We start from the raw sequence: 23,776 nt of genomic DNA on the forward strand, positions 1-23,776 counted from the left end.
TTTGAAAGGAGTTTGTATTGGCTATGCAGAAACATGTAGAAAATCGTTTCTTGTAAAGGGGGGCTTTTGATGGCAGGGACTTATCAATTAGAAACGCAAGCGGCAGATATTTTGCGTGAGTTAGGGAATATTGGTGCGGGCCATGCAGCTACGGCGTTGTCCGAACTCTTACATACACCAATTGCGATGCGCGTTCCACAAGTTGAACTGATTCCGCAAGATGAAATTAGCTCTGTTCTAGGGGGACCAGAATCGTTAGTCGCTTGTGTTTTTCTTCAAGTCATGGGTGACGTAGAAGGAACGATGTTTTTTGTGCAATCTATGGCAAGTGCAAAACAATTAATCTCTAGCATATGGGATGGAGAAGGACAAGGTGATGGAATTAGTGAGATTGGCTGGTCTGCGCTTGGTGAGGTGGGGAATATCTTGGCAGCTAACTATTTATCTGCTTTGATGGATTTTACACACCTTCGCATGTTACCTTCAGTTCCCCTAGTTGCTGTGGATATGGCACAGGCAATTCTCTCGATTGCTTTTCAAGATGAGCGCACAGAGGGACGCTATGCATTAGTCATTCATACGGCCGTTCATCATCGTGACGAGCAAGAAGATGCTCACTTTTTCTTATTCCCCACTCCAAGTGCACAAGATGTATTGCTGCGAGCGCTTGGGATTGGGGGCATCGTATGATTCACCACGTAGGAATGGCGGATGCAAAAGTAGCGCGCGGCAGCGATGCGCTGCGTACACTTGGTCTTGGTTCTTGCGTCGGCGTCACGCTGTTTGATGCGGCCGCGCAAGTTGCGGGGTTAGCTCATGTGATGTTGCCAAGTGCACCTAGTGGGACAGAAGATGTTTTTAAATACGCTGATACAGCGATTCCCCTTTTGCTTTCGATGGTTGTGCAAGAGGGGGCAGATCGAACTCGATTACGCGCAAAGTTAGCAGGTGGTGCGCAGATGTTTGCTTTTTCCAAAGGGATGGATCTCGTGCGAATTGGGCCACGCAATGTGGAGGCAATTTACGCGCAACTTGACACACTGCGCATTCCTGTGATTGCTGCCGATGTTGGCGGGAATTTTGGAAGAACAATACAAATTCAATGCGACACTGGACAACTGTGGGTTCGGACGGTGCAACATGGGGAGCATTATATTTGATCCTTAGGGGGAACTGTCATGGCGAATGAATCGCCAAAGCTTGCTGAATGGGTCAGTTTTGCTGTTCGGGACAAAGGGCTTACGGCTGTTGTGAGTTTTCGCGAACCGCCGCTTGCACAAGAAAAGAGCTTTACGCTGGAAGAATTCAAAGCGCTAATCGAGCACCAAGGCTTTCAATATGGCGTTTTTGCGGATCAGGAACTGAGTGCAATTTTAGATGGATGGTTACAGGCGATGTCAGATGTTCCGATCGCAAAAGGGAAGCCGCCTGAACCTTCACAAGATGAGAGGCTCGAATTCTGTTTTGATACGAACCCACTTCCAACGCCGCAACTGCTAGAAAATGACCGCGTGGATTATCGAGAACTGGGCATTTTGCAAAATGCCCATCAAGGGCAAGTATTGGTGCGTAAGATTCCGGGAAAATGGGGTGAAAAAGGCATTGATGTATATGGGAATGAAGTACCAAGCAATCCTCCCAAAACAAAAACTTTGCCTGCTGGCCAAGGAACTGTAATTGCCCCAGACGGAGCAAGCCTTGTCAGTGCGATCGATGGGCAAATTGTCTATGGTCGAGATCAACGCGTCGCGGTTGTGCCAGTACACCACGTAAGAGAAGATGTTGACTTTTCTACTGGAAATATTGATTTCGTGGGGAGTGTCGTTGTTCATGGCAGTGTGAGAGAAGGATTTACTGTAAAGGCGACGGGAAATATCGAGGTTTTTGGCATTGTTGAGCGTGCAAATCTTTTAGCTGGAGGCGACATTATTATTCGAGGCGGTGTACAGGGATCTGCCAAGACGCGAATCAATGCGAAAGGAGCGATTAAGGCGCTGTTTGTACAAAATGCTGTGATCGAGGCCGAAGGCCCAATGGTTGTTTCAGACAGTGTGATGCACAGTTTCTTGCGTGCCGAAACTCTGCGTGTAACGGGGAAACGCGGGTTACTTGTCGGAGGTGTTACACGTGTTGATCACTCCGTCTTTGCACGCATCATTGGCTCACATTTAGGAACAGCAACTCGCATTGAGTTTGTTCTGCTTAGCGAAGAGAAAAAACAATTGACAATTCATCGCACGCAGTTGGCAAAGCTCGAAGAGACTCTAGGTAAAGCGGAGGAAGCATTAACAAAACTTCATCTGATCGAAGAGCGCGCAGGTCAATTGCCGTTGGAACAACGTCAGATTAGAGACCGCTTACTTGCTACACGTTCCGCGGCCTACGAGGAGCGAACCACGTTACAAGAAGAAGTGCAAAGATTAGAGGCGATGCTTGCTCAAAAGACACGGGTGACGATCGAAGTGACTGCAATGATGTATCCCGGTGTCCAACTGCTGCATGATCACATGGAATGGCATAATAACGATTTTATGAGTGGATGTAAACTTGAGTGCACAGCTGAAGGTTGGCAACGCTATGTCTAATCTTTTATAGGTTATATGCTAGCAAGCGAGAGCAGGAACAAAAGGGGTAGGAAGAAGGTGTGGCAATGACTGTGATCGTTCTGATTTTATTGGCGCTAGGCGCATTTTTATATGCTTGGCTGGCACACAGGAAAACAGGGCCAGACACGCAAATGGCAGTTGTAGCAGCTGTGGAAGAATTCGCCTCACAAATGGAAGCGGAAAACGATCGAATGGTTGAAATGATCGCAGCACTTCGCCATAAACTTGACGGATATGAAGTACAAAAAGAACGCGAAATTTATACGTTAAAAAATGAACTCACAAAATTGCAAACCCAGGTTGCAGAAATGATTGAGCCAAAAACAGACGAAACAGCCATTGTTTCAAATCCTCCTAAGGATGAACTGCCCGAGTTTTTACAGCCAAAGTACAAAGAAGTGGCAGAGCGTTTGCTGCGAGGAGATGATGCACACGCGATCATGATGGAGTTAAATGTTGGTTATGGGGAAGTTGATCTTGTTAAAGGTTTATTGCAAAGTAGGCGGATGCATTCATGAACACACGTGCTCTTTTTGCCACAGGAATAGGGGTAGGATTGCTGTTGGCCGCAGGATTTATACAGATCTCTCCACGTCCAGCGCCTGAGGCTGTCGATTCAGGACTCGTACAGCAGTTGCAGGTACGCCTTCAACAAGTTTCGGCACATGCGACCCAATTGCAAAGAGACTTACAGACCACGCAAAATAAGCTGCAAGTTTTAGAGATGCAGGCGCAGCATAAAGTTCAGACGGCAGTGAACAAAAGTGTAACGCATGGCGTTGCCGTCGATGTCAATATACTTTCCGGAATGACAATCGATCAGATTGCTACTTTGCTACAAAACAAAGGTGTCCTTACAACGCCGAAACTGTTCATCCAATTAGCGGAACATGAACCTTATATACATGCTGGTCACTACGTACTGTATAAAAATGAAGCGATTGCACAAATCCTTGTCGCACTGACGAGTTCGTAAGCAGAGTGTTGTGTTCTTCAATCAATACTTGCTGTATGGCCTGCTTTAATGGTATACTCTTGCAGGTGAAAATTCACACGCTTATTGAGATGGATTAAGTCTGTAGAACAGGGGATCCGATCGATGAAGTAAGCGGAGGGACAACTTGAAGGGAGAATTCAGATGGCAGTCATTTCGATGAAGCAATTACTTGAAGCGGGTGTGCATTTTGGACACCAAACGCGTCGTTGGAATCCAAAGATGGATCGCTATATCTTCACAGAGCGGAACGGGATTTACATTATTGATTTGCAAAAAACAGTGAAAAAAGTAGAAGAAGCTTATAATTTTGTCCGCAGTGTAGCTGCTGAAGGCAAAGATATTCTTTTTGTCGGCACAAAGAAACAGGCGCAAGAGTCTGTGCATGATGAGGCGTTGCGCTGTGGCGGTTATTATGTTAATCAGCGTTGGCTCGGCGGTACGTTGACAAACTTTAGTACGATTCAAAAGCGGATCGAACGTTTGCGTGCACTTGAAGCGATGGAGATGGATGGAACGTTTGATGTGTTGCCGAAAAAAGAAGTGATTTTGCTGCGTAAAGAGAAAGATCGTTTGGAGAAATTTTTGGGCGGAATTAAAGATATGAAGAAAATGCCGGGGGCGCTTTTTATCATCGATCCTCGCAAGGAGCGCATTGCAGTTGCTGAAGCGCGTAAATTAGGCATTCCGATCGTTGGCATTGTAGATACAAACTGTGATCCAGATGAAATTGACTATGTGATTCCGGGGAACGATGATGCAATTCGGGCAGTAAAATTACTTGCGGGTAAAATGGCGGATGCTGTTCTTGAAGGTAAACAAGGCGGCGAAGAGTCTGCTTCGTAAGTTTGTGGCTGGTAAAACAGCTAAGTGGCTTTAAACGAATTTTAGCAAGTATTCAAGGGGTGTACACAGTGGCAGTAACGGCAGAACAAGTGAAACAATTGCGTGAGAAAACAGGAGCGGGCATGCTGGATTGTAAAAAAGCGCTCGCACAAACAGATGGAGATATGGAAAAGGCAATTGAGTTTTTGCGTGAGCAAGGATTGGCTTCTGCTGCGAAAAAAGCAGGTCGTATAGCAGCGGAAGGTGTCGTCGAAGCGTATATTCATGCGGGGGGCCGCATTGGGGTTTTAGTTGAAGTAAACTGCGAGACCGATTTTGTGGCTAAGACAGAAGAGTTTCGTGCGTTGTGCCGAGATATTGCAATGCACATTGCAGCTTCGCGCCCGGAATATTTGCGCCGTGAAGATATTCCAGAAGATGTGGTTGCGCGGGAGACGGAAATTTTCCGTCAGCAAACCTTAAATGAAGGCAAACCTGAACATATTGTTGATAAAATTGTCGCTGGAAAAGTAGATAAGTTTTTGCGTGAGCAATGCTTGCTTGATCAGCCATTCGTAAAAGATCCATCTATGACCGTAGGCACATTGGTTGCCTCAAAGATCGGAAAGATTGGGGAAAACATTTCGATCCGCCGTTTTGCTCGCTATGAGATGGGGGAAGGGTTGGAGCGTAAAGCGGACGACTTTGTGGCAGAAGTCATGGCACAGGTGAAAAAGTGATTTTAGGGGGCACGAAAGTGTTCCCTTTTCGCATCGTCTCATTGGCGGGTAAAGGGTTAGAGTTAGGGAGGTCTGTATGAGTCAAAAGAAGTATCGGCGAGTCGTTCTGAAGTTAAGCGGCGAAGCGCTTGCGGGTGCCGGGGGATTTGGCATTTCGCCTGAGGTGCTGCATTCTGTAGCTGACCAAATTCGTGAGATTACGCAACTTGGTGTACAGGTTGCTGTAGTTGTTGGTGGTGGCAACATTTGGCGTGGGGCCTCGGCAAGTGGCGAGGGTGGAATGGAGCGCGCGCACGCAGATTATATGGGAATGATTGCGACGGTTTTGAATGCTCTCGCGCTGCAAGATGCTTTAGAACGATTGGACGTCGTGACGCGCGTACAGACTTCAATTGAAATGCGACAAGTTGCAGAGCCTTATATTCGACGGAGAGCAATGCGCCATTTGGAGAAGGGTCGAGTTGTGATTTTTGCGGGCGGAACAGGAAATCCCTTCTTTACAACAGATACTGCAGCGGCATTGCGCGCAGCAGAGATTGAGGCAGATGTCATTCTGATGGCGAAAAACGGCGTGGATGGTGTTTATAATGCTGACCCGCAAAAAGTGCCTACGGCGACAAAATATGATTCGTTAAATTTCATGACCGTATTAAGCCAGGGGCTAGGTGTGATGGATGCCACAGCAACTTCGCTTTGCATGGATAATGACATTCCTATTTTGGTATTTTCTATCACGAAGCCTGGAAATATTCGCCGTGCAGTACTAGGTGAACCGATTGGCACGATCGTTCGGAGGGATATCGAGTGAACGAAGAATATATAAAGTCCGCAAAAGAGCGCATGGACAAATGTTTGGCAGCCTTGCGTCGGGATTTTTCCTCTGTTCGCGCCGGGCGTGCGACACCTTCACTTCTAGATAAGATCACAGTGGATTATTATGGTTCGCCAATGCCGATTCATCAAATGGCTACTATTACAGTTCCTGAACCGCGATTGATTGTGATTCAACCGTGGGATAAAAACACGATTGGAGAAATTGAGCGCGCGATTCAAAAGTCAGATCTTGGTTTAACGCCATCAAATGATGGGGTCGTGATTCGGCTTGCAATTCCGCAACTAACGGAAGAACGGCGACTTGAACTGACGAAAGTTATCAAAAAAATGGCAGAAGAGTCTCGCGTTGCAGTGCGCAATGTACGCCGGGATATCAATGAAGAAGTGAAAAAAGCAGAAAAGCAGTCGGCTTTGTCGGAAGATGAAAGTCGTCGGTTGCAAGAACAGATTCAAGAGGTGACCGATAAATCAGTTGCCGAAGTCGATCGGTTGTTGCAACAGAAGGAAAAAGAGTTGCTAGAAGTCTAATCGACTGCTGGGGGTTCTGGGGGAAAACGGCATGTTTCCAGTGTGGAAGGGCGTGTTCCGCAGGCAAAAGGCATCGAAGCTAGAGTCTGATATGCCGTGCCGTCCTGAAGAAATTCCAGTGCATGTGGCTGTGATTATGGACGGTAATGGACGTTGGGCGCGCAGGCGGGCATTGCCGCGCGCGGCTGGGCACCACGCTGGAATGCTCGCTATGCGCGAGGTGATACGCGCTGCGGATGACTGGGGTATTAAAGTGCTCACGCTGTACTCTTTTTCTACCGAAAATTGGAAGAGACCGCGTCAGGAGATCGATTATTTATGGCAGTTGGTTGATGAGTTTTTCAAGTTAGACATTCAGGAATTGGTGGAGCGCAATGTCCACATTCGAATTCTTGGTGATCCATCTCAATTGCCTTTAGCAACACAACAAACCATTGCTCGCGCGTTAGAACAAACTAAAGCGAATTCAGGGTTGACTGTTCAATTCGCTTTGAATTATGGTAGTAGATGGGAAATCGTCAGAGCCGTTCAACAGATTGCCACTCGCATTGAAGAGCTTGAAATTTCGGTTTCAGATATTGATGAGCAAATGGTTTCTGATGCTTTGGCGACTGCGGGTCTGCCTGATCCGGATCTGCTGATTCGAACAGCGGGTGATCAGCGTATAAGCAACTTCCTGTTGTGGCAAATTGCGTATGCGGAGTTTGTATTTGTCGATGTAATGTGGCCGGAATTTACGCGCCAGCACTTTTATTCGGCAATCCAAGCGTTTGTTGCTCGGGAACGGCGGTTTGGTGGATTGAAATGAGGTGACAGGATGCTGCGCCAACGCGTGGTGACCGCGGCGTTAGGTGTCGCTTTAGTGGTATCTGCTACACTCCTTGGTGGAGTGTGGCTTGCCATATTGTTTGCGGCGATCGCTGCGGTGAGTACGCTTGAGATCGGCGCAATGATGAAGGTTCGCGTGACAAGCGCAGAGAATTTGATCGCTGTCGCATTTACGGTGCTCATGGTCATATGGGGACCGTTTGAACAATTTTGGTACGTGCTATTTTACGCATTGTTGATTACCACAATTTTGCGTCGGGAGCAATTTTCTTTTGCTGGTGCGAGTATGCTGTTTGCAGCGGCTCTCTATTCGAGCTATGCTTTTCGCATGATGCTTGATCTGCGTGCATTGAACCATGGGTTTGGTTGGGTTTTACTTGTATTTATTGCGATTTGGTCAACAGATACCGGAGCTTTTTTTATCGGTCGTGCATTTGGTGGACGCAAACTCTTGCCGGAAGTAAGTCCGAAAAAAACGGTATCTGGTGCATTTGGCGGGTTTTTATTTGCTACAGTCATGACCCCGATTGCTGGGGGGTTCTTATTGGGGTACGATATACATAGGATGGCAATGCTTGGACTGCTTGCATTACTTGGTGCGGCGACTTCGATCGCGGGGCAATTGGGCGATTTAGTTGAATCCGCTTTAAAGCGCCATTATGCTGTGAAAGACTCTGGGTGGATTTTGCCTGGGCATGGGGGGATCTTGGATCGCTTTGACAGCTTGCTCTTGGCTGCGCCCATCGCGTATCATTTGATTATCTGGTTGTTTCCACATGTTTGAAGAGAGGTGAGGCGATGACGCGCAAGGTGACGATTCTTGGAGCTACTGGTTCTATAGGTCAGCAAGCGCTTGATGTTGCGCGCGCACATCCGGAGGAGTTGCAGGTTGTCGCCATGTCAGCACATACTCGAATCGAGCAGCTGATTCCTCTCGTTCAGGAGTTTCGACCGCGCTTTGTTGCTGTTCATACGGTAGAGCAAGCGCGTGTCGTGCGCGCGCAGTGTCCGTTTGTGGAAGTGGGTTTTGGCGAAGAGGCATTACAGGATGCGGCTTCCTTGACGGAATCATCCATGTTGCTAAACGCGCTTGTCGGCGCAGCGGGGATTCGTTCGACACTTGCGGCACTTCAAGCTGGCATTGATGTAGCGCTTGCAAATAAAGAGACATTAGTGGCCGCTGGAGACCTCGTTTTGGATGCCGCGCGAGTTGCAAAGGTGAAAATTCTTCCCGTTGATTCTGAGCATTCAGCGATTACTCAGTGCTTGCAAGATGCACATAGTCCTACTGATGTGGAGAAGTTGCTTTTGACTGCTTCAGGTGGACCGTTTCGAACGGCGAGTAAAGCAGATTTACTGCGTGTGACGGTACAAGATGCACTAGCACATCCGACTTGGACGATGGGTGCAAAAATCTCTATTGATTCAGCCACGTTAATGAATAAAGGGTTAGAAGTCATTGAGGCGCATTTTCTGTTTGATGTGCCATACTCTGATATTGAAATTTTGATACATCCGCAAAGCATCATTCACTCAATGGTGCAATTTCGTGATGGAGCTGTGCTTGCTCAATTAGGTTCACCTGATATGCGCATCCCGATTCAGTATGCATTGCTTGGTGATCAAGGGCGACTTGCAGCAAATTGGAAGCGTCTGAACTGGTCGGAGGTATCGCAATTGACCTTTGAACTCCCCGATATCGAGAAATTTCCGGCTATTTCACTTGCTTATGAATGTGGCATCGCACAAAAGACTTATCCGGCGGTAATGAATGCAGCAAATGAAACGGCTGTGTATGCATTTTTGGCAGGACACATTCATTTTCTTGAAATCGTTGAGATCGTGCGACGCGTTGTCGAGGCACATCAAGCAGAAGTGGGAATGGGGCTCGATGAGATTTTTGCGGCAGACCGCTGGGCGCGTGAAACCGCGCAAAGTTTGATCGCGAAAAGGGGGCTTTAAGAGTGATCGCAGGCGTCTTGGCGGGCGGATTAAAGTCCGTTCTCGGGGTCGTCATCGTGTTTTTAGTTCTCGTGACGATTCATGAGTTTGGTCATTTTATCGTTGCAAAGAAAGCAGGCGTGCTTGTTCCGAAGTTTGCGATCGGATTTGGGCCGCCTATCTTTCGTTTTGGTAAGGGTGAAACGGAGTACTCCATTCGCTTATTGCCACTTGGTGGATATGTTCAATTGGCTGGCGATATGCCGCAAGATCAGTTTTTTAAACTTGGCGAAACGCTTGCGATCAAACTCAATGACTCAGGAGAAGCTGTCGAGATAGGTGATCCAGCGGATATTGAGGATGGAATGACTGGAACGCTGGCTTTTATCGACACGATGAAGGCATATAAGCTCGCGCTTGAAGTGGCGGATGGTTATCGTGAATTTCCAATCGCGCGACGTGCGTTTTTGATCACTGGAAAGGATCGCATTGCACTTGCTCCGCCCGATCGACAAATGGCGCAAAAACCTTTGCTTGCCCGCATGCTCATTATCCTGGCAGGACCTCTGATGAATGTGTTGTTAGCGATGGTTCTATTTGCAGTGGTTTTGGGGTCAATTGGTATTGTGACATCACCGCCACAAGTTGCTTCTGTAATGCCTAATTCGCCAGCGGCAAAAGCGGGGATGGTTTCTGGTGACATCATTGAGAGAGTCAATGGTCAATCAGTGACGAGTTGGCCGCAGTTGGTTTTGGAGATTGAACAGCATGCGAAAGATCGCCTTGCCTTCACGGTTTTGCGAGGAGCAAAAGAGCAGACTCTTTATGTCGTGCCTCGTGAACGCAAGAGCGGAATTGGCTTTATTGGAATCTCACCTGCAGTCACGCACGGTGTGGGTCCAGCGATTATTGGTGGGGCACAGCAAACGGCTGTATATACGCAATTGATTTACAACAGTTTTGGGACGCTGTTTACGCATCGTAATGCATTTGTAAAAGATTCAGCAGGACCAGTAAAGATTGTGGCGATTATTGGACAACAAGCGCAACTCGGGATTTTAAACTTAATGAATTTGACTGCGCTGTTGAGTTTGAATTTAGCGATTCTCAATTTACTTCCGATTCCACCGCTCGATGGAAGTCGCTTGCTGTTCTTACTTGTTGAGTTTGTGCGTGGCAGGCCGATTGATCCACGCAAAGAATATATTGTACATGCGATCGGCTTTGTCTTAATTATTGCATTAACAGTGGTGCGCACGTATTTAGATGTGGCACAGTTGTTCTAGTGGATAATATTGTAAATTGGGTAGAGGACGTTGGGTAGGGTGACACAGGAATCATCAGATGCAGTTGTGGAGAGAGCAGAAACTCCTAAAGAAGATCACGGATTCTTTCCTTTACTTGTGAAGGAAGTGGCAGATCGTGTGCGAGTCGATCAGCGATCACTCGATGCGATCGTTCCTTTCGTACGGAATGTAAATATTAAGGGAACTGATCGCCGGGTGCATGTGGTTCTCGAACCAAACTGTGCGCTGTCCGTTTTTGAACTGGTTAGCGCGTGGGCGTTTTTGCAAGGGCGAGTACCAGAAGCAACCGTTTTGATGGAATATGCTGATCTTGATGCTGGCGCGGTCCAATTGGCTCCATGGGAAGAGGTGCAAAGTAAGTCTATAGCAACCGAATCCATTGATTATGGTGTCAGTCTCGCTCTAGCAGTGTGGATGCTGATGGAGCGTGAGCCTGCGCTGCGGGGTGAACTGCAACAGGTCGAATGGCGCTTATCTGGAGATAGGAAAATTCAATTGCGCGTGGCAGGTTCGATTAAGTTATTGCGTGCGCGTCAGGTTGATCAGAAATTGGCAGATTTGCTGTGCGTTCTGCTGAGAGTTCAGTCGTTTACAGTTGAACTTTGTACTGATACAGATGAAGAGCAACGTGTTGTGCAATTTCGTCAAGAGATCGAACAGCAAGATTGGGATGTTTTGCGCCAGCAAGTTACAGTAGACAAAGAATCGAGTGGGCAAACAGCGCAATGTATCGAATATGGACAAGCGATTTTAGAACCGGCTATTTCCATTGCGCTGATTCAAGATGAGATGCGCAGAGTCGTTGTAGAGGGACGTTTGTTTGCTGTTGAATGGCGCGATTTAGCGAATGGACGACGATTGTGCCAATTTTATTTGACGGATGAAAAAGATTCAATTACTTGTAAAATGTTTTCTCGCGGTGGAAAAAAAGAGCTTCCTCTGCCATCTGTAAAAGATGGGATGTACGTGCGTGTGCGTGGTTCCGTGCAATATGACACGTATTCAAAAGAACTCGTCTTACAGGTTAATGATTTGATCGAGTATGAGCCGGCCAGAGAGCGTGACGAAGCTGAAGAAAAGCGAGTCGAATTGCATGCGCATACGCAGATGAGTGCCTTAGATGGGGTGGTTTCAGCTGGAGATCTCGTAGCGGCGGCAAAAGCGTATGGCCATTCTGCGATTGCGATTACCGATCATGGAGTTGTACAGGCATATCCAGAGGCGTACGCGGCAGCTAAAAAACATGAGATCAAGGTTTTATATGGGGTTGAAATCAATCTGATTGATATTGGACAAACGATTGTTTATCAAATGCAGGATACCCCTCTCTCGGAAGATACGATCTATGTGGTGTTTGATACAGAGACAACGGGTTTGTCAGCCGCGGAGCATGAACTTATTGAAATTGCCGGCGTGAAGATGAGGCGCGGAGAAGTGATTGACACGTTTGCGGAGTTAATTGCCCCGGCGAACCCGATTCCAGAGAAAATCACGGAAATTACGAACATCACAAATGAGATGGTAGCAGGGAAACCTACTGTGGATATCGTTTTGCCAAAGTTTCAAGCGTTTTGTGAAGGTGCCATTTTGGTTGCTCACAACGCTGAATTTGATTTGTCTTTTTTAAGTGTGCAGGCTGCTAAACTCGGGTTGCCGCCTTTTTCTCAGTCGACAATTGACACGTTGGCACTTGCGCGCACACTTTTGCCGACAGATCGCAATCACCGTTTAAAGACACTTACACAGAAGTACCATGTTACACTCACGCAACATCACCGTGCACTTGCCGATGCTGAAGCGACGGGTAAGGTATTTTATAAGTTGCTTGAAGAAGCGCAGCACATTTCATCGGTACGAAACTTAAGTGACCTTTCAGCTCTAGGTGCAAAAGGTGGAGATTTTGCGCGCAGTCGCGCCTATCATGCAACAGTTTTAGTGCAGACGCAACAAGGGTTGCGCAATTTATATCGCCTCATCTCTGCTGCTCATGTCGACTATTTTTACCGGGAACCTCGGACGCCACGACAATTGCTCAAACAATACCGAAAGGGTTTGCTGATTGGATCGGGTTGTAAGTATGGCGAAGTGTTTCAGGCTCTCTTGCGCGGGAAAACAGATCAAGAACTGCGTGCACTTCTGGAATTCTATGATTTTATTGAATTGCAGCCACTTGATCATTATGGTGCGTTGATTGAATCTGGTGAAGTAGGAAGTTACGAGGTTGTCGCACAGTATCATAAACGCCTGTTAGCCCTTGCAGATGAGCTGCAAAAACCAGTGGTAGCTACCGGGGACGTGCATTTTTTGCGCGATCAAGATGCAATTTATCGCGAAATTATCATGCATAGCGCTCCCGGTCGCAAAGATGTAAAACCGGGGGTAAAGCAGCCGCCGTTGACTTTTCGCACAACGCAGCAAATGCTAGATGCTTTTTCACACTTAGGCGCTCGTGCAAAAGAAATCGTCGTGTCAAATAGCCGTAAAATCGCGGAGCAAATTGAAACCGTTTTTCCTCTGCCGAATCAAGTGTATCCGCCTAACATGGAGGGGGCAGATGAACAAGTTCGCTCACTTGCCCTAGCTAAGGCTCATCGTTTGTATGGGGATCCGTTGCCTCAAGTGGTGGATGAGCGCTTGCAAAAAGAATTGCACAGTATTATTACACATGGCTTTGCAGTAAACTACTTGATTGCCCATAAGTTAGTAACGAAGAGTTTAGAAGATGGCTACATTGTGGGATCGCGTGGGTCAGTGGGATCTTCACTTGTTGCGACGATGCTTGATATCACCGAAGTGAATCCGTTACCGCCCCATTACTTATGTGAAACTTGCCAAACGAGTGAGTTTATTCTTGATGGTTCGATCGGATCGGGATTTGATTTGCCAGACAAGTTGTGTGCAACTTGTCAGCAACCGATGAAAAAGGATGGTCAAGATATTCCGTTTGAGACTTTTCTAGGGTTTAAAGGAGATAAAGTTCCAGATATTGATCTCAATTTCTCCGGCGAGTATCAAGCGCGTGCGCATAAATATACGGAAGAACTATTTGGTGCAGAGTATGTCTATCGTGCAGGTACAATCTCTACAATTGCTGAAAAAACGGCTTTCGGATATGTTAAGAAATGGGCAGAAGATCGTGGCAAAGTGTTGCGCACAGCGGAAATGCAGCGGCTCGTGGCGGGGTGTACGGGGATTAAGCGAACGACAGGTCAGCATCCAGGCGGCTTGATTATTGTGCCAAACGATCACGAAATTTACGATTTTTGTCCGATTCAGTATCCTGCTGATGATCGCACCGCAGAGATGCGCACGACACATTTTGATTTTCATGCGATTCACGACAATTTGCTGAAACTGGACATTTTGGGTCATGACGATCCGACAGTACTTCGCATGTTGCAAGATATGACAGGAATTGATGTGCGCCAAGTGCCCGTGGATGATCCGAAAGTCTATGCATTGTTTTGTGGGACGGAGTCTTTAGGTGTCTCCCCGCAAGCAATTCGATCACAAACGGGAACGTATGGAATCCCTGAATTCGGGACTAAGTTTGTGCGACAAATGCTTGAAGATACAAAACCCAGTACATTTGCTGATTTAGTCAGAATTTCAGGGTTGTCGCACGGTACAGATGTGTGGCTAAATAACGCGCAAGAACTGATTCGTCAGCGAACGGCACCTTTAAATCAGGTAATTTGTTGTCGTGATGATATCATGGTGTACTTGATTTACCGTGGCTTGGATCCTTCGCGCGCATTTAAAATTATGGAATCCGTACGCAAGGGCAAAGGGTTAACAGAAGAAGATGCAGAATACATGAGATCATTTGAAGTACCAGACTGGTATATGGATTCATGCCGTAAAATTAAATACATGTTTCCTAAAGCACATGCGGCAGCCTATGTACTTAATGCAGTGCGCATTGCGTATTTTAAAGTGTATGAGCCACTTAGTTTTTATGCGGCCTATTTTACGGTGCGGGCTGAAGACTTTGAACTCGAAATTATGGCGCGGGGGGCAGATGCCATCTGGCAGAGGCTTGAAGAAGTTGAGGAAAAAGGGGTACATGCGACGCCTAAGGAAAAATCCTTACAGACTGTACTTGAAGTGGCTTTAGAGATGACGAGGCGCGGGTTTAAATTTCATCCTATAGATTTATATCAATCGGATGCGACGCGCTTTTTGGTGCGAGACAATGGGCTTTTGCCTCCATTTACAGCTGCTTCAGGAATTGGCGAAGCTGCAGCAAGAAACATTGTCGCCGCGCGTGAAATGGGTCCTTTTTTATCGGTTGAAGACTTGATTGACCGCGCGCGTATATCAAAGAATGTCATCGAGTTGCTCCAGCACTTTGGCTGTTTAGAGGGACTCCCTGAATCAAACCAACTGACACTTTTTTAACGAAGAGAGCAAAAGGCAAGAGGGGTTGAACCGTCTGGCTGCTCATGGTATAATCGGGATGACAGAAAGTGTTATACTTTCCTGCGGAGCAAGAGTGGGGGTTCCCCACTCTTTCGTTTGTATGATTTGTGCGACCCCTTAAGAGTAAGGGGGTCAGGAGGGTGTTTATGGCAGCCAAGCAAAAGGTGACAGATCTCGTCGCTGAGATGGTCGCGCCGGTTTTGCGGGAAGCTGGACTTGAACTTGTTGAAGTGGAGTATAAAAAGGAAGGCGCTAACTGGATTTTGCGAGTGTTTCTCGATCGCCCAGGTGGGGCGGTTGATTTAGACGATTGTGCGCACGTCAGTGAAACACTGTCAACTGCCTTGGATGAAGTCGATCCAATCCCGAATGCGTATTTTCTTGAAGTTTCTTCTGCTGGTGCGGAGCGACCACTTAAAACAGAGCGTGATTTTGAACGAGCTGTAGGGAAACGCGTATTTCTCTCTTTTTATGAACCGCTTGACGGAAAGAAGAATATCGAAGGGACACTTCTGTCTTTTTCTGATGAAGTTCTGCGCGTCGAGGAAGATGGCGCAGTGTTTGCGGTGCCAAAAGAGAAAATAGCGGCAGCTCGGCTAGCTCTTGTCTGGTAAGTAGAGTTTTTGATGGGTGTTAAGGGGGTTAGCCTAACGTGAACGCAGATTTTATTGAGGCGCTCGACGAATTAGAGAAAGAGCGTGGAATCAGCAGCGGGATCTTGATCGAAGCGATTGAGGCCGCGCTGATTTCTGCTTATAAGCGCAATTTTAATTCTGCGCAAAATGTGCGTGTAGAGATCGATCGATTGTCTGGAAGCATCCATGTCTACGCTCGTAAAACAGTGGTTGAGACGCCGCGCGATCCGCGTCTTGAAATGTCGCTTGACGCGGCAATGGACATTAGTGCTTCATACCGTTTGGGGGATATTGTCGAGGTTGAAGTGACGCCGCGCGAGTTTGGCCGAATCGCGGCGCAAACTGCAAAGCAGGTGGTCACTCAGCGCATTCGCGAAGCGGAACGCGGCATTATTTACAACGCATATGCAGACATGGAAGAAGATATCGTGTCTGGCGTGATTACGCGGCAAGATGGCCGCTATTCTTATGTCGATTTAGAACGTACGGAAGCTTTACTTGCTGTTTCGGAACAAATTCCAAGTGAAAAGTTAGAGCTTGGCGATCGCGTGCGCGCGTATATCTTGCGTGTGGAAAAGACGACAAAAGGTCCGCAAATTTTACTTTCGCGCATTCATCCGGGACTTTTGCGCAGGTTGCTTGAACTCGAAGTGCCGGAAATTTACGAGGGAGTTGTCGAAGTAAAGTCGGTGGCTCGAGAAGCTGGATCGCGCTCAAAAGTTGCTGTGTACTCGCATAATGCAGATGTCGATCCGATCGGAGCGTGTGTTGGCCCGAAAGGGATGCGCATTCAGTCGATTGTTACAGAATTGCGCGGAGAGAAAATTGATGTGATCGAGTGGAGTAATGACCCCGCTATTTATGTTGCAAGTGCTCTTTCTCCAGCCAAAGTTGTCGATGTAGAGGTTCATGAGAGTGAAAAAGTGGCACGAGTCATCGTTCCTGACCATCAATTGTCACTCGCTATTGGAAAAGAAGGGCAAAATGCGCGTTTGGCAGCTAAACTGACGGGATGGAAAATTGATATTAAGAGCGAAAGTCAAGTTGGACGCTCTTCATCTGTGTTCTCCGATCTTGAACGGGATGCATTTTTGCGCGAGTAGGAGGGTGCATCGCGGTGCGAAAAGTTCCACTTCGGCAGTGTGTGGGATGTCAAGAACAGAAGCCTAAGCGTAGTATGGTACGAATCGTTTTAACACCTGAGGGGATGGTTCAGGTGGATCTCACTGGAAAATTGGCGGGCCGCGGCGCTTATATCTGTCCTTCGCGCGCATGTTTTGACATTGCGCGCAAGCGAAAAGCTTTAGAACGAGCATTAAAGGCACAGTTGAATGATGAAGTATATGAACATCTGTTCGGTGTGGTGGAAACGCGTGAGCAAGACAACTGATCTGCTTGGGTTACTTGGTCTCGCAGCGCGGGCGCGGGCACTTGTCTCAGGAGACGATGTTTGCCTTTCACATATTCGAGCTGCCACTGCGCGATATGTTCTGATTGCGCAAGATGCCGGAGCAAATGGCGCAAAGAAAATCAGAGATAAGTGCACGTTTTATGGAATCCCTTTTGCCACAGTTCTCACGCGAGATGTATTGGGGCGAGCGATTGGCAAAGAGGAGAGAACGGTGGTGGCGATCACGGATGAAAAATTCTCCAAACGAATTAAAGAAGTAGTAGAGCAGATTGTTGGAGGTGTAGATATTTGACAAAATTGCGGGTGTATGAATATGCAAAGCAACTCAATATGTCGAGCAAAGAAATCATTACAATTTTAAGTCGGTTGAATATTCCGGTGAATAATCACATGAGTGTGATGGAGCCTGAGATGGTGGCCGCTGTAGAAGGCTTTTTTTCTGATGTGAAAGCGCGCGCGGCAGCTCGGACAATTGCGATGCAAGAGCGACGAGAAGCATCTCGTCCAGAGCGCATTGTGGGCTCTGTCAGCACGGCGGTTGCAAGTCCAAATGAAGAGTCTGTTGAAACGAAAGGCAGTTCGCGCCTGCAAACGGAGCGCGCGGCGACAGATGAACGAGGCGATGTGACAAATGGTCGCGCGAACGTAAAGGTGGAGAGTGGAGCGTTTAGCCAAGAAACGGCTCTTCCATCTTTCGACAGGCCTGATGGGCAACCTGTAGCGAGCGTGGAAGTCGAAGAAGAGGCAGGTTCGCAAATTACTGGTGCGCGCATTGGTCAGGTTCAACCGCTTCGTTCTTCTGGAGATCGCAATCGACCGTATAATAATCAAGGAAATTACCGTAGTGACCGGGATCGGGCGCGTTCGCAAGGAACAGGTGAGCGATCGGGCAGTAATACTTCGAACTATCGCAATGGCGGTGGGACGCGTTCAAACACTCCAGATGCGCAGCGTGTAGATAGCGGCGAGCGTCGTTTGCGTGTTTCGAACGATGCTTCAAGTAGTACCGCAGATCGGCGTCAGCCGGGGTCAAGCAATCGACCGCCTCATCAAAATGGGAATCGTCCGTCACAACAAGGTGCAGGTCGTTCACAAGGACAAACAGGTCAAAACGCGCGCAATCAACGCACACCGTATAGTGGATCGCAAGGCGATGCGCGCAATCAAGGAGCTTCTTCGCGGCCGGCATACGCTGGTGCGTCTGCGCGACCCAATGATCACAAGTCGGGATTTTCCGGTGGAGCGAGCTCTCGTCCTGATCATCGGCGGCAAGGGGCATCTGGGTCGTTTGGTGGCACGCCAGCGTCTGGTACGTCGGCCCGATTTGAAAGCAGTCCGAACGATCTGAATCGCAGTAATCAAGCAGGTGGGCAGCGGCGTCGGGCGGGTGATCGCAATGGTGGGCGTCCAAGCATGGCTGAAAAGCGTGAGAATAACCACAAGATTCAACCGCCAAGGGGTCGTCGCGATACGCGAGCCAATCAAGCGGTAAAAGCTCCTGAAGTTCCGCGTCAAGTGACGGTAGATGCACCGATGACGGTGGCTGAATTTGCTCACTTGATTCGACGCGAAGCTTCCGAAGTCATCAAAAAGCTGTTGTTCCTAGGGATGCCTGTGACGATTAATCAGGAGATTGATCCGGATACGATGGTTTTAGTGGGTGCCGAGTTAAATACAGAAGTCACTGTGCAAGCGCCGCGCGATTTGGAAGCAGAGGAAATGTTGGTTGAGGAAATGGACGAAGCTTCATTAGAACAGCGTCCGCCCGTTGTTACCATCATGGGGCATGTTGATCACGGGAAAACCACATTACTTGATGCGATTCGACAAACGAATGTCACGGCTTCTGAAGCCGGCGGGATTACCCAGCATATAGGCGCATACCAGGTGGAAATCAATCAAAAGAAAATCACTTTTCTGGACACGCCAGGCCATGCAGCGTTTACGACGATGCGGGCTCGCGGCGCCCAAGTAACAGATATCACCGTTCTTGTCGTTGCGGCAGATGACGGAGTAATGCCCCAAACAATTGAGGCGATCAACCATGCAAAGGCGGCGAACGTCCCCATCATCGTCGCGATTAATAAAATCGATAAACCTGATGCAAATCCGGATCGGATCAAGCAGGAATTGACAGAGTATGGACTTGTCGCAGAAGAATGGGGCGGGGATACGATCTTTGTTCCTTTGTCAGCGCTAAAGAAGCAAGGAATTGAAGAATTACTGGAGATGATTCTGCTCGTAGCAGAAGTTGCAGATCTGAAGGCGAGTTTGACCATGCGTGCGCGAGGAACCGTTATTGAAGCGGAACTCGATCGCGGCAGAGGACCGGTCGCGACCGTCTTAGTTCAAAATGGTGTGTTGCGCGTAGGGGATGTCGTCGTTGCGGGCAATACCTATGGAAAAGTACGAGCGATGGTAAATGATCGCGGCCGCCGAGTAAAAGAGGCGCTTCCAGCCACTCCAGTTGAGATCATCGGCCTTTCGGCTGTGCCAAGCGCTGGCGATCCGTTTGTCGTTTATGATGATGAGCGTCAAGGACGGCTTGTTGCAGAGCGGCGATCAATGCGCCAACGCGCCGAAGAGCTTGGCGCTACGTCGCGGGTTACGCTGGATGATTTGTATAAGCAAATCCAAGAAGGCGAAGTAAAAGATCTAAACGTCATTCTTAAGGCAGATGTTCATGGATCAGCAGAAGCTGTTCTCGGGGCTCTGCAAAAGATTGATGTGAGTGGAGTGCGGATCCGCGTGATTCATACGGGGGTTGGTGCCATTACTGAATCAGATATTCTCTTAGCCTCTGCTTCCAATGCCATTGTTATCGGATTTAACGTTCGCCCGGAGCCAAATGCTGCTAAAATGGCAGAATCAGAGAAAGTTGATGTGCGTTTGCATCGCGTGATTTATCATCTGATCGAAGAAATTGAAGCAGCATCAAAAGGAATGTTAGATCCAGAGTATAAAGAAGTCATACTCGGGCGCGCTGAAATTCGCCAGCTGTTTAAGATCTCCAAGGTTGGCACGATTGCTGGCGCATTTGTCCTAGATGGCAAACTTGTGCGCGATGCGGAAGTGCGCTTGATCCGCAGTGGAGTTGTCGTATTTGAAGGGAAGTTGGATTCGCTGAAGCGGTTTAAAGATGATGCCAAAGAAGTGGCCAGTGGTTATGAATGCGGTCTTACTCTTGAACACTTTAATGATCTAAAAGAGGGCGACATCGTTGAAGCGTACAAGATGGAAGCCATCAAAGCGGAGTAGGTGACTTATGAAACTTCGCGTACAGCGAATTGCTCTGCAGTTGCAAAGAGAAATGAGTGATATTCTCCAGCATCACCTAAAAGATCCGCGCATCGGCTTTGTCACAGTTACCGATGTGGATGTAACAAACGATCTTGCGTATGCCAAAATTTACGTTTCGGTCATGGGAACGGAGGAGCAAAAACAAGAGTCGATGCGCGGATTGGAACGAGCCAAGGGCTTTATTCGCTCAGAGCTTGGTGCACGCATGCGGTTGCGCGTGGTCCCGGAATTACAGTTTCGATTAGATCAATCGATTGACTACAGTGCTAGGATTGAACATGTCCTGCATGAGATCCTCCCTCCAGACGACACGTTAAAAGTGGAACGGAAAGGGGACGATGAGGATCAATAACGTGAGCTTTCAAGCGATATATGAAGCTTTGCGAGTTCCTAGTGATCCTTTGTTGATCATTTGCCATGTCAGTCCAGATGGTGATGCGATCGGTGCGGCCTTGGCTGTTGCTCACCTGTGTGACACTTTTGGCAGGCCCTGCGTTCTTGTGAATGATGATGAGATCCCTGAGCGGTATCAGTTTTTGCCAGGTGTTGAACGATTTTTGCGTACGAGTGCAGTGACAGAATTCTTTCAGTATGCAGTTGCGGTCGATTGTGCTGATTTGCGGCGGCTTGGTGAAGCAGTACGTTTAATTGCGCCAAATGGACAGTTGATCAATATCGATCATCATGGGACGAATAATCATTTTGGTACATTAAATCTGGTGCAAGCTGAAGCATCAGCTACATGTCTTGTGCTTTACCGTTTTATTCGAGCGAATCAACTGCCGATGAATCGCTCGCTCGCGCTTGTTCTTTATACGGGTATTGTATTTGATACAGGAGGGTTCCACTATAACAACACTACTCCTGAAATTCATCTCGCAGCTGCAGATTTGCTGTCGTACGATATCGAACCGTTTTTAGTTGCTGACCGCGTGCTTGAAGCAATGACTCGCGAGCAGATTGAGCTGGTACGCCTTGGTTTATCGACATTGACTGTTCATGAGAGCGGCCTAATTGCCTATGTGGCAGTGGATCAGTCTATGCTAAAGGCTTCTGGAGCGCGCGATGGGGATGTCGAAGTACTTTTGCCATATCCACGTACACTCGTTGGTGTAGAAGTTGGATTGCTCTTTCGTGAGCGCCCAGACGGTATGGTGAAGGTCAGTTTGCGATCGCGGGAGTTTGTTGATGTAGCCCAGATTGCTCTGGTATTTGGTGGGGGTGGACATGTGCGCGCAGCAGGATGTGAAGTTCCTGGCCCTCTACAATCTGCCGTGCAAATCGTGATGAAAGAAGTGGAAGCGGCGGTACACGAAACCTTGCACAAGGTGCGCGAAGCCAATGCATAGTGGCATTGTGGTAGTAAATAAACCCCCACAAATGACTTCGCAGCAAACAGTTACTCAAGTCAAACGCGCGCTAGGTGTTAAAAAGGCAGGACATGCTGGCACACTCGATCCAGATGCTGTGGGAGTTTTGCCGATTTTTCTAGGCCGGGCGACGCGTTTGACGGAGTATGTGTTGGCGGATGAAAAAAGTTATCAAGCTGTTTTGGTGCTTGGTATTAGTACAGACACGCAAGATGCGAGTGGAAAGATAGTGGCTGCAGTTGACGCAACAGCAGTAACAAGGCAACAAATCGATACTGTATTCCAACAGTTTATTGGAATGCAGTGGCAAACTCCACCTGCATATTCCGCTTTGAAGATTAGTGGAAAGCGGGCGTATGAGCTTGCCCGTAAAGGGCTTGAAGTAAAATTGGCACCTAGGCCAATCACAATTTATGAGTTAGTCGTAGAACACGTCACACAAGTTGCGCAGACGGTACAGGTTACTTTTACTGTGCGTTGCAGTAAAGGGACTTATATTCGCACGCTATGTCAGGATCTTGGCGCCGCGCTTGATTTGCCAGCTCACATGGGGCATTTAATGCGCACGCAAACGGGTCCTTTTCATATAGGACAAGCGCAAACCTTGGAGGCGATTCGCGAGCGCATGTGGGAACTCGTTTTGCCTCCTGAGCAAGCGATTTTGCACATGCCAGTCATCTCCCTGTCATCAGATGCACTGCATGTTGTTGTAAACGGTCAAAGTTTCGTTTCTTCTGTTTCGAAAATCACCCAAAGTGCTTTTCGCAAACTTGATCTTTCACCTGCGACTTTGGTGCGTGTACATCTTGAAACGGGAGAGCTTGTTGCGGTGTATGAGATTGCGACTATACAGGCCGATGTGTGCACGTTAATTCCGAAAAAAGTTCTTTGGCAGGCGGTGAATGAATGACTAAGCCAACTCTCATTCAACTCGATGGCTCACCGATCCCGGAGAAAGCGACGCAACGAACTTTTGCCATTGGCAAATTCGATGGGATCCACATCGCTCATCAGGCGGTCATTTCGCGCGCAGTCGAAGTGGCGAAGAAACTGCATGCAACGGCATCACTTTTTACGTTTGATCCTCATCCGCGCTTTGCGCTTACGGGGGATACTGCTTATGAGCGACTGCTTACTCCCCTTAAAGAACGGGCGCGCATTGCTGCGACGCTTGGAATAGCGACTACGTTTGTCGCACAGTTTGACACGCGTTTTCAGCAACAGAGCGCTAAAGAATTTATGGAGCACTACTTATTGCCACTTGGTGCTTGTCATCTTGTGGTCGGTTATGATTTTCGTTTTGGCAAAAATGGGCGTTATACACCGGAGGACTTGATAGAAATCGGTAGAACATACAATATATTGGTAGATGTTGTTCAACCGATTGATTGTGACGGGATTCCTGTGAGCAGTTCTGTAATTCGCAAAAAATTGGAAGAAGGGGACATTGCGCGCGCTACGCGTTTGTTGGGTCGCCCGTACCGTGTGCGCGGACAAGTGAGTAAAGGGGATCAGCGTGGACGTGAGATCGGGTTTCCAACAGCGAATTTATCGTTAAGCGAAAACTATGTTCTTCCAAAATCAGGAGTATATATTGTGGATGTCTGGATTTTAGGGGAAAAAAGGCGTGCAGTTATGAATATTGGTACTCGGCCTACTATTTATGAAGACGGAGTGTTGAGTGTCGAGGTACACATTCCTGATTTTGCAGGAGACCTTTATGGGATTCAGTTAGATGTGGACTTTTTGCATTACGTGCGAGAGGAACGCCGCTTTTCGAGTCTTATGGAGTTGCAAGAGCAACTGGCACGCGATGTACACACGGCGATCGTGTGGGTAACTCCCATACAATAATGCATCAGTTAATTCTTTACTCTTCATCTTACGCTGTGTATACTTATAACGATTGTGCCATACTGATCGTAGGATCTTTAGGTACGAAATCCAAAAAGTGCGGGTTAGCGTGCTCTTTGCGCTATTAACTGCAGCTCGGTATCGCGGTGCTCCGTCGCATACTGTGCTGCGAGTGATCGCA

At 47.9% G+C, this 23,776-nt stretch carries 23 protein-coding genes; all 23 read left to right on the forward strand.

Going from position 1 to position 23,776, the window contains the following annotated elements:
* The first annotated feature begins 69 nt into the window (after positions 1–69).
* The gene (locus BM613_RS04575; RefSeq protein WP_109429995.1) at positions 70–690 is read left to right on the forward strand and encodes a chemotaxis protein CheC; all 621 of its coding nucleotides are present in this window, start codon (positions 70–72) and stop codon (positions 688–690) included.
* Entirely contained in the window at positions 687–1,160 is a 474-nt protein-coding gene (locus BM613_RS04580; RefSeq protein ID WP_109429996.1) for a chemotaxis protein CheD, read from the forward strand. Before BM613_RS04575 ends, BM613_RS04580 begins: the two co-directional genes overlap by 4 nt.
* 18 nt (positions 1,161–1,178) lie before the next feature.
* On the forward strand, positions 1,179–2,585 hold the full coding sequence (locus tag BM613_RS04585; protein ID WP_109429997.1) for a flagellar assembly protein A: 1,407 nt from the start codon (positions 1,179–1,181) through the stop codon (positions 2,583–2,585).
* Between the two features lie 65 nt (positions 2,586–2,650).
* Positions 2,651–3,124: a hypothetical protein gene (locus tag BM613_RS04590; protein ID WP_109429998.1), complete on the forward strand. Its 474-nt coding sequence runs from the start codon at positions 2,651–2,653 to the stop codon at positions 3,122–3,124.
* Positions 3,121–3,582 carry a hypothetical protein gene (locus BM613_RS04595; protein ID WP_109429999.1) on the forward strand — a complete coding sequence of 154 codons (462 nt, stop codon included), beginning with the start codon at positions 3,121–3,123 and terminating at the stop codon, positions 3,580–3,582. Before BM613_RS04590 ends, BM613_RS04595 begins: the two co-directional genes overlap by 4 nt.
* Positions 3,583–3,744: 162 nt before the next feature.
* Positions 3,745–4,446, forward strand: a complete 702-nt coding sequence (gene rpsB, locus BM613_RS04600; protein ID WP_109430000.1) for a 30S ribosomal protein S2 — start codon at positions 3,745–3,747, stop codon at positions 4,444–4,446.
* A 68-nt stretch (positions 4,447–4,514) separates the two neighbouring features.
* Positions 4,515–5,165 (forward strand): translation elongation factor Ts, encoded by a 651-nt coding sequence (gene tsf, locus BM613_RS04605; RefSeq protein WP_109430001.1) that lies wholly within the window; start codon positions 4,515–4,517, stop codon positions 5,163–5,165.
* A gap of 76 nt (positions 5,166–5,241) precedes the next feature.
* Positions 5,242–5,973, forward strand: a complete 732-nt coding sequence (pyrH, locus tag BM613_RS04610; protein ID WP_109430002.1) for a UMP kinase — start codon at positions 5,242–5,244, stop codon at positions 5,971–5,973.
* Positions 5,974–6,005: 32 nt separating this feature from the next.
* Positions 6,006–6,527, forward strand: coding sequence for a ribosome recycling factor (gene frr, locus BM613_RS04615; protein WP_219930634.1), 522 nt, complete (start codon positions 6,006–6,008; stop codon positions 6,525–6,527).
* A 31-nt stretch (positions 6,528–6,558) separates the two neighbouring features.
* The gene (locus BM613_RS04620) at positions 6,559–7,335 is read left to right on the forward strand and encodes an undecaprenyl pyrophosphate synthase (protein ID WP_109430004.1); all 777 of its coding nucleotides are present in this window, start codon (positions 6,559–6,561) and stop codon (positions 7,333–7,335) included.
* 9 nt (positions 7,336–7,344) lie between these two features.
* Positions 7,345–8,139: a phosphatidate cytidylyltransferase gene (locus tag BM613_RS04625; protein ID WP_109430005.1), complete on the forward strand. Its 795-nt coding sequence runs from the start codon at positions 7,345–7,347 to the stop codon at positions 8,137–8,139.
* Positions 8,140–8,153: 14 nt separating this feature from the next.
* Positions 8,154–9,317, forward strand: a complete 1,164-nt coding sequence (locus BM613_RS04630; protein WP_109430006.1) for a 1-deoxy-D-xylulose-5-phosphate reductoisomerase — start codon at positions 8,154–8,156, stop codon at positions 9,315–9,317.
* 2 nt (positions 9,318–9,319) lie between these two features.
* Positions 9,320–10,582, forward strand: coding sequence for an RIP metalloprotease RseP (gene rseP, locus BM613_RS04635; RefSeq protein WP_109430007.1), 1,263 nt, complete (start codon positions 9,320–9,322; stop codon positions 10,580–10,582).
* 39 nt (positions 10,583–10,621) lie between these two features.
* Positions 10,622–15,004, forward strand: coding sequence for a PolC-type DNA polymerase III (locus tag BM613_RS04640; RefSeq protein ID WP_245926237.1), 4,383 nt, complete (start codon positions 10,622–10,624; stop codon positions 15,002–15,004).
* A 167-nt stretch (positions 15,005–15,171) separates the two neighbouring features.
* Positions 15,172–15,639, forward strand: a complete 468-nt coding sequence (gene rimP, locus BM613_RS04645; RefSeq protein WP_109430008.1) for a ribosome maturation factor RimP — start codon at positions 15,172–15,174, stop codon at positions 15,637–15,639.
* Between the two features lie 38 nt (positions 15,640–15,677).
* Positions 15,678–16,763 carry a transcription termination factor NusA gene (nusA, locus tag BM613_RS04650; protein WP_109430009.1) on the forward strand — a complete coding sequence of 362 codons (1,086 nt, stop codon included), beginning with the start codon at positions 15,678–15,680 and terminating at the stop codon, positions 16,761–16,763.
* A 14-nt stretch (positions 16,764–16,777) separates the two neighbouring features.
* The gene (gene rnpM, locus BM613_RS04655; RefSeq protein ID WP_245926238.1) at positions 16,778–17,050 is read left to right on the forward strand and encodes an RNase P modulator RnpM; all 273 of its coding nucleotides are present in this window, start codon (positions 16,778–16,780) and stop codon (positions 17,048–17,050) included.
* Entirely contained in the window at positions 17,034–17,363 is a 330-nt protein-coding gene (locus BM613_RS04660; RefSeq protein ID WP_245926239.1) for a L7Ae/L30e/S12e/Gadd45 family ribosomal protein, read from the forward strand. Before rnpM ends, BM613_RS04660 begins: the two co-directional genes overlap by 17 nt.
* 38 nt (positions 17,364–17,401) lie before the next feature.
* On the forward strand, positions 17,402–20,329 hold the full coding sequence (gene infB / locus BM613_RS04665; RefSeq protein ID WP_109430059.1) for a translation initiation factor IF-2: 2,928 nt from the start codon (positions 17,402–17,404) through the stop codon (positions 20,327–20,329).
* A gap of 7 nt (positions 20,330–20,336) precedes the next feature.
* Positions 20,337–20,723, forward strand: coding sequence for a 30S ribosome-binding factor RbfA (gene rbfA / locus BM613_RS04670; protein ID WP_109430012.1), 387 nt, complete (start codon positions 20,337–20,339; stop codon positions 20,721–20,723).
* A 1-nt stretch (position 20,724) separates the two neighbouring features.
* Positions 20,725–21,720 carry a DHH family phosphoesterase gene (locus tag BM613_RS04675; RefSeq protein ID WP_181362889.1) on the forward strand — a complete coding sequence of 332 codons (996 nt, stop codon included), beginning with the start codon at positions 20,725–20,727 and terminating at the stop codon, positions 21,718–21,720.
* Positions 21,713–22,651 carry a tRNA pseudouridine(55) synthase TruB gene (gene truB, locus BM613_RS04680; protein ID WP_109430014.1) on the forward strand — a complete coding sequence of 313 codons (939 nt, stop codon included), beginning with the start codon at positions 21,713–21,715 and terminating at the stop codon, positions 22,649–22,651. The genes BM613_RS04675 and truB overlap by 8 nt, the downstream gene beginning before the upstream one ends.
* On the forward strand, positions 22,648–23,595 hold the full coding sequence (locus tag BM613_RS04685) for a bifunctional riboflavin kinase/FAD synthetase (protein WP_109430015.1): 948 nt from the start codon (positions 22,648–22,650) through the stop codon (positions 23,593–23,595). Before truB ends, BM613_RS04685 begins: the two co-directional genes overlap by 4 nt.
* The last annotated feature ends 181 nt before the right edge of the window (positions 23,596–23,776 follow it).

Source organism: Sulfoacidibacillus thermotolerans (genome assembly GCF_003144315.1).
Classification (GTDB): Bacteria; Bacillota; Bacilli; order Alicyclobacillales; family SLC66; genus Sulfoacidibacillus; species Sulfoacidibacillus thermotolerans.

Excerpts from the sequence above, each read along its gene's own strand:
- BM613_RS04585 (WP_109429997.1), top strand. The coding sequence starts at position 1,179 with ATGGCGAATGAATCGCCAAAGCTTGCTGAATGGGTCAGTTTTGCTGTT.
- BM613_RS04625 (WP_109430005.1), top strand. The coding sequence starts at position 7,345 with ATGCTGCGCCAACGCGTGGTGACCGCGGCGTTAGGTGTCGCTTTAGTG.
- BM613_RS04685 (WP_109430015.1), top strand. The coding sequence starts at position 22,648 with ATGACTAAGCCAACTCTCATTCAACTCGATGGCTCACCGATCCCGGAG.
- rbfA (WP_109430012.1), top strand. The coding sequence starts at position 20,337 with ATGAAACTTCGCGTACAGCGAATTGCTCTGCAGTTGCAAAGAGAAATG.
- rimP (WP_109430008.1), top strand. The coding sequence starts at position 15,172 with ATGGCAGCCAAGCAAAAGGTGACAGATCTCGTCGCTGAGATGGTCGCG.
- pyrH (WP_109430002.1), top strand. The coding sequence starts at position 5,242 with ATGAGTCAAAAGAAGTATCGGCGAGTCGTTCTGAAGTTAAGCGGCGAA.
- BM613_RS04580 (WP_109429996.1), top strand. The coding sequence starts at position 687 with ATGATTCACCACGTAGGAATGGCGGATGCAAAAGTAGCGCGCGGCAGC.
- infB (WP_109430059.1), top strand. The coding sequence starts at position 17,402 with ATGTCGAGCAAAGAAATCATTACAATTTTAAGTCGGTTGAATATTCCG.
- BM613_RS04620 (WP_109430004.1), top strand. The coding sequence starts at position 6,559 with ATGTTTCCAGTGTGGAAGGGCGTGTTCCGCAGGCAAAAGGCATCGAAG.
- BM613_RS04630 (WP_109430006.1), top strand. The coding sequence starts at position 8,154 with ATGACGCGCAAGGTGACGATTCTTGGAGCTACTGGTTCTATAGGTCAG.
- BM613_RS04595 (WP_109429999.1), top strand. The coding sequence starts at position 3,121 with ATGAACACACGTGCTCTTTTTGCCACAGGAATAGGGGTAGGATTGCTG.
- truB (WP_109430014.1), top strand. The coding sequence starts at position 21,713 with ATGCATAGTGGCATTGTGGTAGTAAATAAACCCCCACAAATGACTTCG.
- BM613_RS04590 (WP_109429998.1), top strand. The coding sequence starts at position 2,651 with ATGACTGTGATCGTTCTGATTTTATTGGCGCTAGGCGCATTTTTATAT.
- frr (WP_219930634.1), top strand. The coding sequence starts at position 6,006 with ATGGACAAATGTTTGGCAGCCTTGCGTCGGGATTTTTCCTCTGTTCGC.
- rpsB (WP_109430000.1), top strand. The coding sequence starts at position 3,745 with ATGGCAGTCATTTCGATGAAGCAATTACTTGAAGCGGGTGTGCATTTT.
- BM613_RS04575 (WP_109429995.1), top strand. The coding sequence starts at position 70 with ATGGCAGGGACTTATCAATTAGAAACGCAAGCGGCAGATATTTTGCGT.